This is a genomic window from Litorilituus lipolyticus (assembly GCF_006439335.1).
Taxonomy (GTDB): Bacteria; Pseudomonadota; Gammaproteobacteria; order Enterobacterales; family Alteromonadaceae; genus Colwellia; species Colwellia lipolytica.
The window spans coordinates 239,120-256,012 of the sequence record NZ_SAWY01000020.1; the positions used below are offsets into that span (position 1 = coordinate 239,120).

17 protein-coding genes are annotated in these 16,893 nt (G+C 38.1%); 6 read left to right on the forward strand and 11 right to left on the reverse strand.

Annotated elements, in window-relative coordinates; genetic code table 11:
* Positions 1–12 precede the first annotated feature (12 nt).
* Together argB and argC are read right to left on the reverse strand one after the other, a co-directional pair.
* Positions 13–783 carry an acetylglutamate kinase gene (argB, locus tag EPA86_RS10375; RefSeq protein ID WP_246058344.1) on the reverse strand — a complete coding sequence of 257 codons (771 nt, stop codon included), beginning with the start codon at positions 781–783 and terminating at the stop codon, positions 13–15.
* Positions 776–1,828 carry an N-acetyl-gamma-glutamyl-phosphate reductase gene (gene argC, locus EPA86_RS10380; RefSeq protein ID WP_425462568.1) on the reverse strand — a complete coding sequence of 351 codons (1,053 nt, stop codon included), beginning with the start codon at positions 1,826–1,828 and terminating at the stop codon, positions 776–778. The genes argB and argC overlap by 8 nt, the downstream gene beginning before the upstream one ends.
* Before the next feature lie 276 nt (positions 1,829–2,104).
* Here argC and argE point away from each other — a divergent pair, with 276 nt between their 5' ends.
* The gene (gene argE, locus EPA86_RS10385) at positions 2,105–3,256 is read left to right on the forward strand and encodes an acetylornithine deacetylase (RefSeq protein WP_140603366.1); all 1,152 of its coding nucleotides are present in this window, start codon (positions 2,105–2,107) and stop codon (positions 3,254–3,256) included.
* Between the two features lie 78 nt (positions 3,257–3,334).
* On the opposite strand, the gene EPA86_RS10390 is transcribed toward argE, so the two are convergent.
* From EPA86_RS10390 to metB, 4 genes are all read right to left on the reverse strand, one after another.
* Entirely contained in the window at positions 3,335–4,720 is a 1,386-nt protein-coding gene (locus EPA86_RS10390) for a hypothetical protein (RefSeq protein ID WP_140603367.1), read from the reverse strand.
* 102 nt (positions 4,721–4,822) lie between these two features.
* Positions 4,823–5,713, reverse strand: a complete 891-nt coding sequence (gene metF, locus EPA86_RS10395; protein ID WP_140603368.1) for a methylenetetrahydrofolate reductase — start codon at positions 5,711–5,713, stop codon at positions 4,823–4,825.
* Positions 5,713–8,226 (reverse strand): bifunctional aspartate kinase/homoserine dehydrogenase II, encoded by a 2,514-nt coding sequence (metL, locus tag EPA86_RS10400; RefSeq protein WP_140603369.1) that lies wholly within the window; start codon positions 8,224–8,226, stop codon positions 5,713–5,715. The genes metF and metL overlap by 1 nt, the downstream gene beginning before the upstream one ends.
* A gap of 13 nt (positions 8,227–8,239) precedes the next feature.
* Entirely contained in the window at positions 8,240–9,400 is a 1,161-nt protein-coding gene (metB, locus tag EPA86_RS10405; RefSeq protein ID WP_140603370.1) for a cystathionine gamma-synthase, read from the reverse strand.
* A 218-nt stretch (positions 9,401–9,618) separates the two neighbouring features.
* On the opposite strand from metB, the gene metJ reads away from it, so the two are divergent.
* The 4 genes from metJ to EPA86_RS10425 all read left to right on the forward strand — a co-directional run bounded on the left by metJ (position 9,619) and on the right by EPA86_RS10425 (position 12,643).
* Entirely contained in the window at positions 9,619–9,948 is a 330-nt protein-coding gene (gene metJ / locus EPA86_RS10410) for a met regulon transcriptional regulator MetJ (RefSeq protein ID WP_140603371.1), read from the forward strand.
* Between the two features lie 188 nt (positions 9,949–10,136).
* On the forward strand, positions 10,137–10,784 hold the full coding sequence (locus EPA86_RS10415; protein ID WP_140603372.1) for a DUF2959 domain-containing protein: 648 nt from the start codon (positions 10,137–10,139) through the stop codon (positions 10,782–10,784).
* 34 nt (positions 10,785–10,818) lie between these two features.
* Complete coding sequence (locus EPA86_RS10420; RefSeq protein WP_140603373.1) at positions 10,819–11,721, forward strand: mechanosensitive ion channel family protein; 903 nt, start codon at positions 10,819–10,821, stop codon at positions 11,719–11,721.
* Positions 11,714–12,643 (forward strand): 1-aminocyclopropane-1-carboxylate deaminase/D-cysteine desulfhydrase, encoded by a 930-nt coding sequence (locus EPA86_RS10425; RefSeq protein WP_246058345.1) that lies wholly within the window; start codon positions 11,714–11,716, stop codon positions 12,641–12,643. Before EPA86_RS10420 ends, EPA86_RS10425 begins: the two co-directional genes overlap by 8 nt.
* A gap of 54 nt (positions 12,644–12,697) precedes the next feature.
* On the opposite strand, the gene hemE is transcribed toward EPA86_RS10425, so the two are convergent.
* The 4 genes from hemE to EPA86_RS10440 all read right to left on the reverse strand — a co-directional run bounded on the left by hemE (position 12,698) and on the right by EPA86_RS10440 (position 14,898).
* Positions 12,698–13,765: a uroporphyrinogen decarboxylase gene (gene hemE / locus EPA86_RS10430; RefSeq protein WP_140603374.1), complete on the reverse strand. Its 1,068-nt coding sequence runs from the start codon at positions 13,763–13,765 to the stop codon at positions 12,698–12,700.
* Between the two features lie 471 nt (positions 13,766–14,236).
* Positions 14,237–14,548 carry a nickel-type superoxide dismutase maturation protease gene (sodX, locus tag EPA86_RS10435; RefSeq protein WP_140603375.1) on the reverse strand — a complete coding sequence of 104 codons (312 nt, stop codon included), beginning with the start codon at positions 14,546–14,548 and terminating at the stop codon, positions 14,237–14,239.
* A gap of 9 nt (positions 14,549–14,557) precedes the next feature.
* Positions 14,558–14,701, reverse strand: a complete 144-nt coding sequence (locus tag EPA86_RS18215) for a hypothetical protein (protein WP_170309625.1) — start codon at positions 14,699–14,701, stop codon at positions 14,558–14,560.
* A gap of 11 nt (positions 14,702–14,712) precedes the next feature.
* A complete protein-coding gene (locus EPA86_RS10440) occupies positions 14,713–14,898 on the reverse strand; it encodes a hypothetical protein (RefSeq protein ID WP_140603376.1) in 186 nt (61 codons plus the stop codon).
* A 198-nt stretch (positions 14,899–15,096) separates the two neighbouring features.
* On the opposite strand from EPA86_RS10440, the gene EPA86_RS10445 reads away from it, so the two are divergent.
* Complete coding sequence (locus EPA86_RS10445) at positions 15,097–15,573, forward strand: acyl-CoA thioesterase (RefSeq protein ID WP_140603377.1); 477 nt, start codon at positions 15,097–15,099, stop codon at positions 15,571–15,573.
* On the opposite strand, the gene EPA86_RS10450 is transcribed toward EPA86_RS10445, so the two are convergent.
* Positions 15,574–16,800, reverse strand: coding sequence for a glycosyltransferase (locus EPA86_RS10450; RefSeq protein ID WP_140603378.1), 1,227 nt, complete (start codon positions 16,798–16,800; stop codon positions 15,574–15,576).
* Between the last annotated feature and the right edge of the window lie 93 nt (positions 16,801–16,893).

Sequence of the window (16,893 nt, forward strand, 5' to 3'; positions counted from 1 at the left end):
TCAACTGCTGTATCAATTGGGCTGTATTTGCGTACCAATACCCTGTCCATCAAGCAATGAAGATATCTGCTCTGGCGATTGCCAACTGGCAACCGCGATACTTCGTCGTAATTGATTGGCCGCTTTTAACGCAGCATTAACTTTTGCTGTCATTCCGCCGGCAATAACACCTTGCGATATTAATGTTTGGGCTTGAGCCTGATTAAGTGAATTCAAATACTCACCTTCTGCACCTTTCACGCCATTTACATCGGTCAGTAACAATAATTCAGCATTTAATAGCTGACATATCGCCACCGCAGCATCATCAGCATTTACATTAACTAAATCGCCATTACTTAAGGCGCCAATGGAGGAAACAACAGGCATAAAGCCCTGCTCAAGTAAAACGTCAAGCAACTTACTATTATTTGTATGAGGCACGCCAACTTGCCCTAAATCGAGCTCTGACAATGAACAAGTGATCATGTCACCATCGTTAAGTGATAAGCCTATGGCTGCTAAATTCAAACTATTAGCACTGGCAACAATAGCTTTATTTACCGTACCTGCTAAGGCACCACTAATTAAATTAATTTGCGCTTTAGGTGTCACTCTTAAACCATGCTTCTTCTCGGTGGTAAAACCTGCTTGCGCTAACATTTCATCAACAACGCAACCACCACCATGAACTAAAACCACTGATTTGTTTTTCAAGTGTTTGATGACAGTTAATAATTTAATTAATGCACTGTGTTGTTCTAAAATAGCACCACCAATTTTTATAACTAAAGGTTTACTCATAAGAGCCTCCAATATAATTTGGTGCAAGCAGTGAATACTGACTAGGTAGGTCATTGGAAATATTAAAACACTGCAAGGCTTGAGAGGCAGCACCTTTCAATAAATTGTCTATTGCACAACTCACCACAAGTACATGCTTTTGCTCGTCATATTGCCAGTGAATATCTGCAAATGGGGTATGAGCAACATTATCAATTTTTGGCCAGGTATTTAGCAATCTTATTAACGCTTTGTCTTGATAAGCATTGATAAAAGCTTGCTCTATTTGCTCGGTCGTTATGTCTTCTTTCAATTGCAAGGTTACTGTTGAAAGTAAACCGCGCTTATATGGCGCTAAGTGAGGGTTAAAAATAACCTCTGTGCCTGCTTCTTGTGATATTTCTGGTTGGTGTCTGTGCTTTAAAATATTGTAAGCACCTAAGCTCACTTCATTAAAGTTTGTTGCTAAAGATGCACTTCTTCCTGCACCGCTAACACCACTGATACCGTTAACCACAATGAGAGAGTTTTCGAGATAGAATAGATTTTCTGTAATAGGTTTTAATGCAAGTAAACTCGCTGTTGGGTAACAGCCAGGTACAGCCACTAAAGCTGTTTCTTTGATGGATGACTCATGCCATTCAGCTAAGCCGTATTTAGCTACTTCAAGTGCATCAATATGCGAATGTTCAAAACCATAGTATTTAGGATAATCTTGTGCATCATTTAGTCTAAAGCCACCCGATAAATCGAATACTTTTACCCCTGCATTAACAAATGCCTGAGCCCAATCAGCACTGAACTCATGAGGAGTGGCAAAAAAGACACTATCAATAGTGCTTGCATATTCATCAAACCATTGAGAGGAAAAAGATTGCAAGGGTACATCACAAACCCCTTGCCAGCGACCATGTAAATCGCTGAAAAGTTTCCCCTCGGAGCAACTATTTTCTGAAACGAGAAGGTGTTTAATGGCAACTTTATTATGCTTACAGAGTAAACCTATAAGCTCAGCGCCAACGTAACCACTTGCGCCAATAACCGCAACATTATTCAATTGTGACAAACCTTTTCCCCTACTGATACTTTATGAATCTATCCAAATAACTTAATTTCAACATTAATAACTAACTAATCTAACCCGCTAAAACGTACAGCCTTAAAGCGCTAAATTAAGAAATCATCTATATCGTCGTCGCATTATTTGAAGCTTCACCATTTTCGAGTAGCCTTATGAAAGAAGGTTATTTACACTGTAGGAGCAGGTTAACATCAGACGGGTACTTATGCAACTATTTAGCATAACTATTTAAGCTTTTATTCAAATTTCGTGGAAATCTATATGTCGCAATTGCCAAACTTCTCTCAAAGTCTCTCTCAACTCATAGCTTGTTCATCAATAAGTTCTACTCAAGCAAGTTGGGATCAAGGCAATAAAGAAGTAATACAACTGCTTGCTTATTGGTTTGAGCAACTTGGCTTTGCAGTACAAATTCAGCCTGTTCCCAATACCACTAATAAATTCAACATGCTTGCAAAACTTGGTAGTGGTGAAGGCGGGCTATTATTAGCAGGTCATAGTGATACTGTTCCGTTTGATGAAAACAGATGGGAATCAGATCCCCATAAAGTGCTCAATCAAGATGATAAATTCTTTGGTCTTGGTACCTGTGATATGAAAGGTTTTTTTGCTTTTATCTTACAAGTCAGTAAAAACCTCCAAGCAAAGCAATTAAAAAAACCTCTTTATGTGCTAGCAACTGCTGACGAAGAAACCACAATGGCTGGTGCACGATTCTTTGCCAATAGCCAAGAAATTAAACCTGACGTTGCCGTCATTGGCGAACCAACAAACCTCGTGCCAGTAGTAATGCATAAAGGACATATGTCGCACAAAATTAGCGTACAAGGTAAATCAGGTCATTCAAGTAAGCCAAACTTAGGCATTAACGCCATCGAAATTATGCATCAAGTGATTGGCGCATTAATTGAGTTACAAAAGCAATTCAATACAAACTTTAATAATGATGCATTTGACGTTCCTGCTCCCACATTAAATATGGGAGCAATATCTGGTGGTGACAATGCCAATAGAATATGTGGTCATTGCCACTTAGATTTGGATTTACGATCTCTTCCAGGAATGAGTGATGATGAATTACTTGCTTGGTTAAGTGATGCACTAAAACCTATTGCTGAAAAGTACCCTGGTAGAATAAGCTTCAAAGAGCTGCATCCCAGCTCGCCTAGTTTTGAGCAAGAAAAGCCAAGTAGTTTAATTGATGTAGCCGAAGAGATTAGTGGTCATAGTTGTTGTGCAGTAAACTACGCAACCGAAGCGCCTTTCATTCAGAAATTAGGTTGCCAAACTATCGTTATGGGCCCTGGTTCCATTAACCAAGCTCACCAACCTAATGAATTTTTAGCACATAGTGAAATTGATAAAACAACAAAAGTATTAACGCAATTAATACAGCACTATTGTTTAAAATAATCATTGCTTGAAATAATTTCTTCGTAATTGATAATTTTTTGTAGCTCGTTATTTACTCAACTAAACGGTAATATTGAGCTACAAAGATTTCTCTACTTTATTCCACAATTTCTGATTCGCTTTTACCGAAAAGAATTCATTGGCATGCCAACAGCGTGGCAATAAATCTAGCTCTTTGCGTTCTTGAAAGTTTGAAGTTAGCAGTTCTAGTATCTCATGTAACCGTTCTTTACTGAGCTTAGCTAGCTTTTTAGCAGTTTGAGTAAAATATAAGTTGCTTTGCTTTGTGACGGTAATATTTTGACCATAGCCAATAAAGGAGAGCTTTCGAGTCGCCATTCGACAAATAGGGTGCTCTGGGTGTTTAGGATAAAAGCTATTTACTATACCGTATTCGTAACAATCGCCTTGCTCACCAAAGTCATCTATAGGCATGTAAACTATACCGTAACCTTGAGGGAACATACCGGTAATTTGATAAAGTGCATCAACTACAGTTTTTGAACAAGCGCCTATTTCAGCATTCTTATTTAACACCTGAAATACCTGAGGCAGTAGTTTGTAATTATAACTGTCTTTTGTCGACATGATAATCGAAGTATATATTTGTGGTACTTTTAATAAGTTGCCAACACTGTTTTTAGGGTTAACACTTGTTTTCAATAACTTCTTAATGAAATCTGACTTTTCCTGCTCATCGACTAAAAACTTATCTCGCTCTGATTTGGTGTTACCGACAAAAATTGGCGTACCAAGCCCTTGCATGAAATATTTTAACGTTTCACGGTAGTTAATTTGCAATAACTCTTTTCGCTGCTCAACATCGAGTACTCTAAACGGATTTTCTTTGCCATCTTTTCCACAAAGAATTTCTTGAGATTTTGGATGATAGTTGCCGATATCCTGAAGCAATGCTGCCATAATAATGGGCACTTTCACTTGATGCACGAATTCTTGATACTTTTCAGGATCACTTTTCGCTAAAGCACAATACTCTGCAGAACTTAACCCTTCTGTGAAGGTCAATATATTTCGTTCTTGTATTTTATTGTCTAACACTAAGCGATCAAGCAAGCGTAAACAGAGAATAGCTTTATATAGGGATTTACAGGTTTCGTTATTAAGAGCGACTTTTTTACCTTCTGTCGGGCTTATCAGTTGAATAGTCCCTAGAAATTGCGCTGAACGCCTATTGGTTTCTTCGAAGGTATCCGCTTCAGCCAACTCCAGGATATCCAAACATATTTTTAATAAATTTGAATGTCTGTCTGTTTGTTCGAGGCGCAAAAGTTCTTTTTCATTTTCAGAAAGCACCTCATTAGATGGTCTAAATTCATCATGCTCAAAAAAACAAATAGCCCTATCAAGTACAGAATCTTTTTGACTACTACGACCATAAATTCTATCAATAAGTTGATGAACCTGCCGAGTATAATGCGTTTGTGTTGGAGAGTCGTTAGCCATTACTTCTTGTAGTTAGTATACAAACTAAATATGTACTAATAATGCTAGCAAAAAATGGGAAAAGCAATAGCCAAATAAATGGCTATTGCAAAGTTTTCAAGGTTATTTTTCCGGGCGTATACCTAAAGTATGACATAAAGCATAAGTTAACTCGGCACGGTTCAACGTATAGAAGTGGAAGTTTTTCACGCCTTCTCGATTGAGTACTTTCACTTGTTCCATGGCAATATTTGCACCAACCATTCGACGCGTCATTTCATCATCGTCTAAACCTTCATACATTTTTGTCATCCAACTAGGTACATGTACATTGGTTAAACCTGCAAATCGCTCTAAGGTTTTATAATTAGTTACTGGTAAAATACCTGGCACAATTTCAACATCAATACCAACAGTGACACAACGATCTCGAAAACGCAGGTATGACTCTATATCAAAGAAAAACTGACTAATGGCACGGTTTGCACCCGCATCTATTTTTCGCTTTAAATTTAATAAATCAAATTGAGGATTTGGTGCTTCAGGGTGCCCTTCTGGGTAAGCGGCAACAGAAATATCAAAATCAGCGACATCACGCAATAATTCAACCAGATCAGAAGCATACATATTTGGCTTTTCATTGCTGTTAGGTAAATCACCACGCAAAGCAACGATATGTCTTACGCCACTATCCCAGTAATCTTTAGCTATCTGCACAAGCTCATCTCTACCAGCATCAATACAGGTTAAATGTGGCGCAGCTAATAATGCAGTATCTTTTTGAATTCGTTTAATAATATCATGAGTTCTATCACGCGTACCACTGCCTGCGCCATAAGTTACTGAGACGAAGCTAGGCTTTAACGGCGCTAAGCGTTCAACAGAATTCCACAGAGTAGTTTCCATTTCTGGTGAGTTAGGTGGGAAAAACTCAAAAGATACTTGAATATCATTACTGATCTCACTCAAGCTACGATTTAGCGACTCTACTTGTCTAGCGTGGCTATAACTCATTAATTTATCCCCTTAATTTTTACTTGATTCTGTTTATTAGCTAATTGTTGGCAAATAGTGACTAAATCTGAATGTAAGCCACCTGCAGTCACATCTCTGCCCGCCCCAGGACCTCTAATGATAAGAGGGTTTTCTTGATACCATCGACTGTTTATCAAAAAGATATTGTCGCATGGGGTTAAATTAGCAAAAGCATCGGTTGCCGGAAGCACTTCTAAGCTCACTTTGGCTGTTAACTTTGCTTCAGCTATATCATCGTATTGCAGACGTGCAACATAGCGAATACAGGCATTTTGTTCATTTGCTTCTTGCAGTTTTTGAGCGAAGAAATCATCTAACGCTGCTGCTTGCTCTAAAAACGCTTGGGTCGATAAACCTTGTAAAGGCTCAGGCACTAAGTTTTGACAAGCTATATCATCCAGAGATAACTCGAAGCCCGCCTTTCTAGCCAGAATGAGCAACTTACGCTGAACATCTCTGCCGGATAAGTCTTCACGAGGGTCAGGTTCGGTAATTCCTTGAGACAATGCATCAAGCATTAAACTTGAAAAACTCGTACTGCCATCATAAGTTTCAAATAACCATGATAGAGTTCCGGAAAAAATACCTGCTATTTGATTAATTTCATCACCACTTTGACGTAAATCATCAATGGCAAAATTTATAGGTAAACCCGCACCTACCGTTGTATTGCCTAACCAGAGACTATTATGCTCTGCCGATAATTTCTTCAAATGATTAAAGTGCGCGGTTGGACTTGAGGCTGCCCATTTATTCGCTCCAATTACATGTATACCTTGCGTAAAAAATTGCTCGTATAACAAGCTAAATTCTTCGCTTGGCGTTATATCAACAACAATCAATTCATCGTAAGGATGATGACTTAACCAAGAAAGCAGTTGTTCATGATCATAGCCTTGTGCTTCTTGTTCAAACAAAGTCATCGCTTGGCTGACATCTAAACCGTCATTATTAATCAATGCTTTTGATGATGACAATAAGCCAACTAGGTGAGTATTTTCCAGCGCATAAACACGGTTTAATTGTGCAGGTAATAACTCTAAGAAGCGCTGACCAATATTACCAAGCCCCGCGACGACTAAGCCAATATGACGAGCATCTTTAGTCATATCATGATGAACATTATTCAGTAATTCAGTAGTACACGGCTCAGTTAACACAGCAATAACACTATGAGCGTTATCACTATTAACAAGATGCAAAGGTTTTGTTGATTTCAGTGACCGTTTAAAACGTGCTTTAATATCACCGCGTTCTGCTACTTTATGGCCTACGGTGGCAATAATTCCTACAGGTTTAAAAGTGACTTCTGTATCGTGGCTTGCTAGCCATTGGCTTAACGCCTTTTGCTGTGATTGATTAATCACCATAAAACCTTGCTTGTCATTGCTACAAATTGGCGAAAAAGTTTCACAGGCCTTGGCGCAATATTCCCCTAGAAAGCATTCAGATTGAGCAATCAACAAATCATTCAAATAAGTTACTGATAATTCTTGTTTAGCTATTTGACCAAATTTACCTATTTCGGTACCGATCACTTCTGAGTCAAAACTACTAGCTACATGTAGGTGTGTATGATGGTCAGTAGTTTGATTAATTAAAGGAAGTAAAGTTTTAGCATGAAGTACTGGGTTACCTAAACGTCCTAATTCTTTAGCGACACCATTTGGCAAACGATGTAACTTTCTAGCATTAGGTACAATACGTGGATCTGCACTATAAATACCATCGACATCAGTCCATAAGGTAACATTACTTGCCCTCACTAACGAGGCCACGATAGTTGCAGAATAATCACTGCCATTTCGTCCTAGAGTGCAGGTATGTCCTTGCTCATCTCTACAAATGTACCCTGTGATTACAGCGAGTTTTCCAAATTGTTTTCTTTGTCTTAATTGCGCGGCGCTTTTTGCTGAATCAACTCGATAATGTGTTTCATTATCAATCACTAAGAAGTCGCGCGAGTCGATACTATTACTTGGGCACACTTTTTCATTCAATAATGCGGATAAAAGGCGCGCCGACCACAACTCACCATACGCTAAAATATCATTGTGATGCGCTGCTAAGTTACCTGATAGCCAAGTAGTGAGCTGTTCAATATCAGCCTTTAAAGCATGAGTTAACTGACGCGCATTATTAGCATTCAATAAATCATTGATTAATAATTCTTGCTGTTGCTTTAAAGCATTCAAAGCTTGCTCTAACGGCCTTGGATCTTGCTCTTCAAGTGCCGTATCGCGCTGTTCTTTGGCAAGCTGATATAAAGCGAATAAATTATCCGTTGTATCACCATTGGCAGAAACGACTACCACATCATTTAATTGGCAGTTTTGACGGATAATATCTAAAACACGATTTATGCATTGCGTTGTAGCTAAAGAACTACCACCAAATTTGTGTACTTGCGTAGCATGCTTGGCTAGTTGATTATGTGTAACAGCGTCAACGTGTTCATCAATTGCATTGGCTTGTAATTGCTCGGTTGTCATTTTATTCCCTTACCTACTGCTGCTGACTGACGGCTAAACCGTGATTTAAATCGGCAATAATATCATCAATATCTTCTATGCCGACAGAAATACGAACAAGTGACTGTGTAATCCCCGCCTCCAACTGTGCTTCAATTTCCATTCCTGCATGGGTCATAGTTGACGGATGACTAATTAAACTCTCAACACCGCCCAATGATTGGGCTAGGGTAAACAGTTTCAAGTTGGCAAATAATTTTTTAACTGCTTCAACACCACCATTGATTTCAAAACTTAACATTGAACCAAAACCTGCTTGTTGTTGCTTAGCAATATCATGTCCAGGATGGTCTTCAAAGCCTGGAAAATACACTGAAGAAATTGCACTATGATTTTTTAAGAACGCCGCGACTTTTTCGGCATTTTCCTGATGCTGTTTCATACGAACGGGTAAAGTTTTTAAACCACGTAAAGCCAAAAAACTATCAAATGCACTGCCGGTTATACCGATACAGTTTGCCCACCATGCAAGCTCTTCTCCTAAAGCCTTATCTTTAGTCACCAACACACCACCTACAACATCACTGTGACCATTAATGTACTTTGTTGTTGAATGAAAAACGATATCTGCACCTAAAAGCAATGGCTGCTGCAATGCGGGTGATAAAAAAGTATTGTCAACTGCAACCAAAGCACCTGCTTCATGGCAAGCCTTAGTTACTTCAGCAATATCGACAATTCGTAATAGAGGATTACTTGGTGTTTCAACTAACACCAATTTAGGGTTATTTGCTAAAGCCTTAGTTAATGCAGCGCTATCATTTTGATCAACAACAATCAGCTTAAATTGACCACGTTTTGCAAGATGTGTGAAAAGTCTATAACTGCCACCATAACAATCATGAGGAATAACAACAGTATCGTCCATTGATAATAATTGACAAATTAAGTGAACTGCAGCCATACCTGTACTTGTGACAATACCAACAGCACCTTGTTCTAATTCAGCAATAACTTCAGCAAAAGTCGCTCGCGTAGGGTTTCCTGTTCTAGAATAATCAAATTCACGCTTCTCATTAAAGCCTTTAAGCGAATAAGTACTAGATAAATGAATAGGCGCGACAACAGCACCATGATGCTCGTCTGTATTTATACCTGCTCTAACTGCCGAAGTTGCTATTTTGTTAGTCGACATGTTGCTCTCCACTTATCTAATTCTGTTCAGTGATTACGAATAAAAGTCCAAAATCACGTCTAGATGTTTGGACGTCTATAACTCTAAACGGTTTGGCTATTAGGGTCAAGATATTTTAGACTTCTAAACTTCTACTTGACTCACTTTGTTCACAAGGTAAAATCTACATTTGAGATTATAAGTTATTACAATACACACTAAAAAATAGAGGAATATCCATGGCTAAGTGGAATGGCGAATATATAAATCCCTATGCCGAGCATGGTAAGAAAAGCGAGCAAGTTAAAAAGATCACCGTTTCTATCCCTTTACGTGTATTAAAAGTATTAACAGATGAGCGCACAAGACGCCAAGTTAATAATCTTCGCCATGCAACAAACAGTGAATTGTTGTGCGAAGCTTTTTTACATGCTTTTACCGGTCAACCGTTACCTGACGATGAAGATTTAGCTAAAGATAATGATGAAAAACTGCCTGCCAGTGTTCGTCGCTTACTTGAAGCGCAAGGCATTACTGATTTTAGCGCTTATGAATCTGAAGACGATTAACGCCACACTTTAATTCATTTTTAAATGATTACCTATAAACCGTGACAATCCGCGTTTTAGCAAAGCTGATTAACACGGTTTTTTTATTTCGATTATCGGTTACTACTATATTAACTACGCTTATTGATGGTAGTATTTTAATTATACTGTTAACAGAAAAGTAACATGTCATCATTAGGGACACATCAATGAAAACTCAACATATTTTCGTTATTTTATTCGTGCTCAGCCTCAGCGCATGTCAATCAGCCTATTACTCAGCCATGGAAACAGTTGGGCAACATAAGCGCGACATTATGTTAGACCGAGTCGAGAATGCACAAGATGCGCAAAAAGATGCGCAACAGCAGTTTAAATCAGCACTTGAGCAACTTTCAGAACTCATTACCTATGATGGTGGTGATCTTGCTGAGCAATATGAAGCAACTAAAGAGCAGTACGATGCGAGTAAAGAAGCATCAGAAGAAGTAGCTCAAAGAATTACCAGTATTGAAGATGTCGCAGAAGCTCTCTTTGATGAGTGGCAAGATGAAATTGAGCAATACAGTAGTAATTCACTTCGACGTCAAAGCCAATCAAAGCTTAAAGATACACAACGAAAGTACCGATCTTTAATCAAGTCTATGCATAGAGCACAAGACAAAATGTCACCTGTGCTTGCAGCTCTAAAAGACAATACTCTGTACTTAAAGCATAACCTCAATGCTCGTGCCATTGGTGCTTTACAGGGAGAATACAAAAGCATTAAACGTGATGTTGAAGTATTAATAAAAGAGATGAATGTTGCTATTAATCAATCAGAAGAATTCATCGAATTACTTCAAGTTGAGCAATAGCATAAACTACAAAATTATCGCATAGGGTTATACGATGTCTTCTACTGATAGCGCTCAAAAAGTACTTGAGCAGCCTAGCTTATTATTAAAGGATGAAATTGATCAGGTAGCACAATGGTACCAAGTGGTCATTGATTACCTCACCAATTACAGCTTTCAGCTCATTGGTGCTTTTATTATCTTCGTTATTGGTTATTATTTTGCTGGCAAGGTTTCTAAGTGGGTATTAAATCTTTGTCAACGGCAAAACCTTGATATTACTCTAAGTCAGTTTTTATCAAATACCTCAAAGATGCTTATGGTTATCCTAATAACCATCGTAGCTTTAGGCAAACTTGGTATTAGTGTCACACCATTCATAGCAGCAATTGGTGCTATTTCATTAGGGGCTGGTTTAGCATTACAAGGGTTACTTGCCAACTACGCCGCTGGCTTTAACATTATTATTATCCGACCATTTGTTGTTGGTGATACCATCACGGTGCAAGGAGTGACCGGTGTCGTTAAAGAAGTGTTACTAGCCTATACAGTTATTGTTGATAAAGATAACGTCGATATTACCATTCCAAATAAACATATTGTTGGTGAAGTACTGCATAACTCCAAACACGATTCATTATTAGAGTTAAATGTCGGTATTGCATATAAGCACAACCCATTAGAGGTTATTGAGCTTATTAAAGCTGCAATCATCAAATTAGACATTGTAGGTGAGCAAAAAGCCTTACAAGTAGGTATTGATGAATTCTCTGATAATGCTATTACCATTGAGGTTAGGCTATGGACACCAACAATCTCTCTCTTTGATAACAAGTATAAAGCTTATGAGGCGATATATTTAGCGCTCCAACAAGCCAATATTGAGATTCCATTCCCACAACGTACTTTGCATTTAGCGACTAACTTATCCGAGGCAAAGATTGTCAATAATGGATAATAACAATGAGCTGCTTAGTCAAAATAAGCAGCTCACCTCTTCCCCTTTTCACCCTATTACATTTAATCAAAAGCAGTTCTTTATAAAACGTGACGATTTATTACACCCATATTTCTCAGGTAATAAAGCAAGAAAATTTGCCTATTATTTAAAGCATAATTTTAATGGTATCAGTAAAGTTATTGGTTATGGCTCTGTGCAAGCCAACTCATTATACTCTTTGGCTGCTCTTGCAAAGCTTAGAAATTGGCACTTAGATTTTTACTGTAAACCTATACCTAAGTGGCTCATAGAAAATCCTATAGGAAATTATGAAGGTGCCTTATCGTTGGGGGCGAATATAATTGAGGTAGATACATTAACCGCTAATTTAGAAGATTATGTAGTTAAAAAAACACAACCGTTAAGCAACTCTGAATTATTTATCCCGGAGGGAGGAAGATGCCATCTAGCAAGTTCCGGTGTCGAACTGCTTGCAATGGAGATTATTCAAGATTGCAATAAACATAAGCTTGAAAATCCCATTGTGATGTTACCTGCTGGCACAGGGACTACCGCTTTGTTTCTTCAACGTTTCCTCCCCTACCAAGTGCTCACCTGTGCTTGTGTCGGGAAAAAAGCATATCTAGAACAGCAGTTTGAAGAGCTGGAGCCAGATTCTACAAAATGGCCACACATTATTTCAACTAAAAAAAACTATCATTTTGGCAAATTATATCCAGAATTCTTTAAGCTATGGCAAGATATTAAGCAGCAGACTCAAATTGAATTTGATTTACTTTATGATCCTTTGGGCTGGCTGAGCTTACAAGAGTATTTAAACAAAAAACCGACAGAAAGACCTATCGTTTATATTCATCAAGGTGGCTTAAAGGGTAATGAAAGTATGTTGCCTAGATATCGACGTAAGTACTCAACATAAAAAAAAGCCGTGTTATCAACACGGCTTTCATAATAACTTGCTAACGTAAAGCTCTTACTTATGGTATGGCTTACTTAGTCTATGTACCGACTCAATAAAGTGACCTGCATGCTCAGGGTTCACATCAGGGTGAATACCATGTCCTAAATTAAAGACATGTCCTGTACCACCTTCACCAAAGCCAGCTAATATTTTTGACACTTCTTGTTCAATACGCGGTAATGGTGCATATAACATTGAAGGGTCCATATTACCTTGTAACGCAACTTTATCACCAACACGTGCTTTTGCTTTCTGAATATCGATAGTCCAATCTAGGCCTACTGCATCACAACCTGTTGCAGCAATATCTTCTAACCACATACCACCATTTTTGGTAAATAAGGTTACTGGCACTTGACGACCTTCATTATGGCGAGTTAAACCATCAACAATTTTTGCCATATATTGCAGTGAAAATTCTTTATAGTCACGCGGAGATAACACACCACCCCAAGTATCAAAAACCATCACTGATTGAGCACCCGCGGCAATTTGGGCATTTAAATAACTGATAACAGAGTCAGCCAACTTATCAAGTAACAGGTGTAATGTTTGCGGCTCTGCAAACATCATCTTTTTAATTTTTGTGAAACCTTTTGAACTACCACCTTCAATCATATAGGTTGCTAATGTCCATGGGCTACCCGAAAAACCAATGAGAGGCACTTCACCCTTTAGCTCTTTACGAATAGTACGCACAGCATTCATTACATAACCCAATTCATCTTCTGGATCTGGCACTGCAATCTTATCAACATCCGCTTTACACGTTATTGGGCGTTCAAATTTCGGTCCTTCACCTGTTTCAAAGTATAGACCTAAACCCATTGCATCAGGAATGGTTAAGATATCACTAAATAAAATTGCTGCGTCTAAAGGAAAACGACGTAACGGCTGAATAGTTACTTCACAGGCTAATTCAGCGTTTTTACACACTGACATAAAATCGCCAGCATCTTTTCGAACTTCACGATACTCAGGTAAATAACGACCTGCTTGGCGCATCATCCATACCGGTGTGTAATCTACAGGTTGCTTTAATAGCGCACGTAAATAGTTATCGTTTTTTAATTCTGTCACCAAGAAATCCTCTTAACTTTTATTTGCTTATTTCATGTTAGATTACTGTTGAATTGTAATTAGTAAAATAACCTAGCCTTATTGGCATCATTTAATATGCGCACAGTTTAACACTGAGAATCATTTTGATCTATGCGCCAAATCAACAGACCATAAATCTTCTATAAAATAATGTATTTAAAAAATTTTTATATTCACTTTTCTACTTGTATTTATCCAACGTTTTTCTAATCAACAACTTATCTTTCGCTCTTCTAAAAACAGCCCATATACGAAGAAAGTCGTGGAGTTTATGCTCTATTAAAGTTGTTGCAGCGGCAAAAATGGTTTGTTATAAAATGTCTGCGCTACACAAAAACAATAATAATAAAGTATTAATAACTAATAAGAAGCTAGTTTAACTAGACCATAATGCGAGCATTTCAAGCCTTTCTCTTTGAGAAAGGCTTTTTTATTGGTGAGAAGAAAGTATTAGAGAGCAGATTGACCTTTCGGAGGGAAAATAATCAGAACTTTTCCAAGCACATGCTCCTTACTTACCGGCCCTAATTTCTCTATTGGCAAATTTGATTTTTGCCAAGCTTTTAACCAAAGCAATCCATTTCGATCGACTTTTGCTAAAGACCTTATAATAATTCCATACCTAGGATGAAATACTTTCAAAATGCTTCCTTCTTTCAATGGTCTTAATCTAAACCACGGGACAACAAAGACAAAGCTATTTTCAGGAATGTGAGGCGTCATTCCTGAACCAGTAATTTTACAAAAATGAAAACCTAACATTGTTAGCCCCTACAACCTAATAAGCGGCTTTAATAGCTCAGTTGTTTGTTGATTACCTTCTATTCTAGCTACAGTAATACGAACTTCTTTACCCGTATGCACTTCTGGAATACAAAGCACTTTGCTTAAAATTGAAATAAGTTGATAAAACATAAGTTACCTTTCTATAAATCTTTGCTGCTACTAATCTCTCTGATAACAAGTGAAATTGAGATCATAATAATAGGTAATAACCACAATAAAGGGTATAAACTAACATTGTCAGTGGTGTGGTCATATTCCATGTAGCCAAACCTCAAGAAGCCAATAAGTAACATAATCAACGCCACTATTTTTATCAGCCAATGCATAGTTATACTCCTTTACTTTTTACAGCGTTAAAACACTTTACACACCTAAATGAGAATAATTCTCATTATAATACAAGTATTATCAAAGTAAAGGGAATATTATTAATCATTAAAATATAAGCCATAATTGATAACCTCTTGCATAGCCAGTAACTTAGTTATACCGTTAATATATAGCCCTATATGAAATATTGACCTATGAATAAACCACAACGTGATATCACACTACGATTCCTCGCAGAGCCTCAAGATGTAAATTTTGGTGGTAAAGTACATGGTGGTGCAGTAATGAAATGGATAGATTTAGCTGCTTATGCCTGTGCAGCCGGTTGGAGTGGGCGATACTGTGTTACTGCTTATGCTGGCGGTATTCGTTTTGTTGCACCGATTCATGTCGGTAGCTTAGTCGAAGTAGAGGCTAAGGTGATTTACACTGGCAACTCTTCCATGCATATAGCCCTTGAAGTTAATGCGTGCGATCCTAAATCATTAAACAGACGCTTAACAACACACTGTATTGTGATTATGGTTGCCGTAGATCAAAATGGACAATCTGAGCAAGTCCCACAATGGGTACCAGAATCTGCAGCAGATAAAAAACAACATGCCTCAGCTATCAAATTAATGGAGATGCGCAAACAAATTGGCGATGAAATGCAAATATTTGTCGAATAATTATTTATTTTTAGCCTCTATCCACTGAGCCATATATTTGGTGCTTTTATGATGATGATGATTAAGCATGCTACCGATAAAGTTTTGTTCTCGGTGGCTGCGAATGTTGTCAATTAAGCTGCTCAAACGTTGAGTCAGTGCTAAATAGATACTTTGTTGATTAAACTGCTGTTTAGCGTTTTTCGGGCCCAATTTACTTGCAGTGCGCCATAGTTCTTGGTCTTTATAATGAGCAACTGCCTGCTCGACGAAGTGATTAACCTCATTTTCTACAGCACCTGCCCAAGGCCAATGAGTTTGCATGCCTTCACTACCAATGTCGGTTGTTATGGAAGGGGTAGCACAAACCATTGCCTCAGCAAGCTTACCTTTAATACCAGCACCAAAACGTAAAGGAGCCAAGCACACTTTAGCTTGCTGCATAACACCAATAGCATCATCTACCCAACCTTTCACCAAAAATCCTGCTTTTTCATCATGCAATGCGGTCGCCTTAGGAGGAGGATAAGCACCATAAATATGAAGTTCAGCTTTGGGTAATTGTTTTCGAATTAACGGCCATATTTGTTGTTTCAACCACAGAACTGCATCCCAATTGGGTGCATGTCTGAAATTACCAATGGCCATAAAATGGCTTCGCTCTTCAAAACTTGGATTTTTTTGTGATAACTGCTGCTCGTTCAGCATAAAAGCACAATGATGCACTAAGGATTCATCCACCTTAAATAACCGCTTTAATAAAGCTATTTCTGCTGTTGAAATCATTAAGCTTAAATCACAGCGAAAAATGGCCGCAACCTCACGTTTAGCCATATCAGAACGTAAAAGATCGGCGTCCGTTACTTCTCTATTTTGTTTGAAGGCATCATGGCGAGCATGTCTTAGAGAAAATAAATCCTCAGTATCCAAAATCTTAATAGCATCAGGGCATTGTTCGCTCACACGCCAGCCAAACTGTTCTTCCATCATAAATCGATCGAACATCACCATATCGGGTTGCAGTTCAACAATAAAGTCATCAAAACTTTGGCAATTAAGAGCTATTAACTGTTTATCAACTCCTATTGCTGCCAAGTCAGCCATATGCTCAGTAACCTGTGCAGGGCTTGCAAAAGTGATTCGATAATCTTGCTGCTGAAAGTAGTGAATGAGCTGCATCATACGACTACCTGCCGCTGATGAATTAGGCTCTGGCCAGACATAACCAATAATAAGCAGTTTTTTCATTTCAGTTGAAATTCGTTGTTGTCGATGATTATTTAAATGATTTACTCATAAGTGGTATGAGCAAAAAAAAGCCGTTAACCTCAGTTAACGGCT

Bases quoted from the DNA above. Each gene is read 5' to 3' on its own strand.
- EPA86_RS18215 (WP_170309625.1), bottom strand. From the start codon at position 14,701: ATGTTTTATCAACTTATTTCAATTTTAAGCAAAGTGCTTTGTATTCCA.
- argB (WP_246058344.1), bottom strand. From the start codon at position 783: ATGAGTAAACCTTTAGTTATAAAAATTGGTGGTGCTATTTTAGAACAA.
- metJ (WP_140603371.1), top strand. From the start codon at position 9,619: ATGGCTAAGTGGAATGGCGAATATATAAATCCCTATGCCGAGCATGGT.
- EPA86_RS10425 (WP_246058345.1), top strand. From the start codon at position 11,714: ATGGATAATAACAATGAGCTGCTTAGTCAAAATAAGCAGCTCACCTCT.
- EPA86_RS10450 (WP_140603378.1), bottom strand. From the start codon at position 16,800: ATGAAAAAACTGCTTATTATTGGTTATGTCTGGCCAGAGCCTAATTCA.
- EPA86_RS10415 (WP_140603372.1), top strand. From the start codon at position 10,137: ATGAAAACTCAACATATTTTCGTTATTTTATTCGTGCTCAGCCTCAGC.
- metB (WP_140603370.1), bottom strand. From the start codon at position 9,400: ATGTCGACTAACAAAATAGCAACTTCGGCAGTTAGAGCAGGTATAAAT.
- EPA86_RS10445 (WP_140603377.1), top strand. From the start codon at position 15,097: ATGAATAAACCACAACGTGATATCACACTACGATTCCTCGCAGAGCCT.
- EPA86_RS10420 (WP_140603373.1), top strand. From the start codon at position 10,819: ATGTCTTCTACTGATAGCGCTCAAAAAGTACTTGAGCAGCCTAGCTTA.
- argE (WP_140603366.1), top strand. From the start codon at position 2,105: ATGTCGCAATTGCCAAACTTCTCTCAAAGTCTCTCTCAACTCATAGCT.
- EPA86_RS10440 (WP_140603376.1), bottom strand. From the start codon at position 14,898: ATGCATTGGCTGATAAAAATAGTGGCGTTGATTATGTTACTTATTGGC.
- metF (WP_140603368.1), bottom strand. From the start codon at position 5,713: ATGAGTTATAGCCACGCTAGACAAGTAGAGTCGCTAAATCGTAGCTTG.
- EPA86_RS10390 (WP_140603367.1), bottom strand. From the start codon at position 4,720: ATGGCTAACGACTCTCCAACACAAACGCATTATACTCGGCAGGTTCAT.
- sodX (WP_140603375.1), bottom strand. From the start codon at position 14,548: ATGTTAGGTTTTCATTTTTGTAAAATTACTGGTTCAGGAATGACGCCT.
- metL (WP_140603369.1), bottom strand. From the start codon at position 8,226: ATGACAACCGAGCAATTACAAGCCAATGCAATTGATGAACACGTTGAC.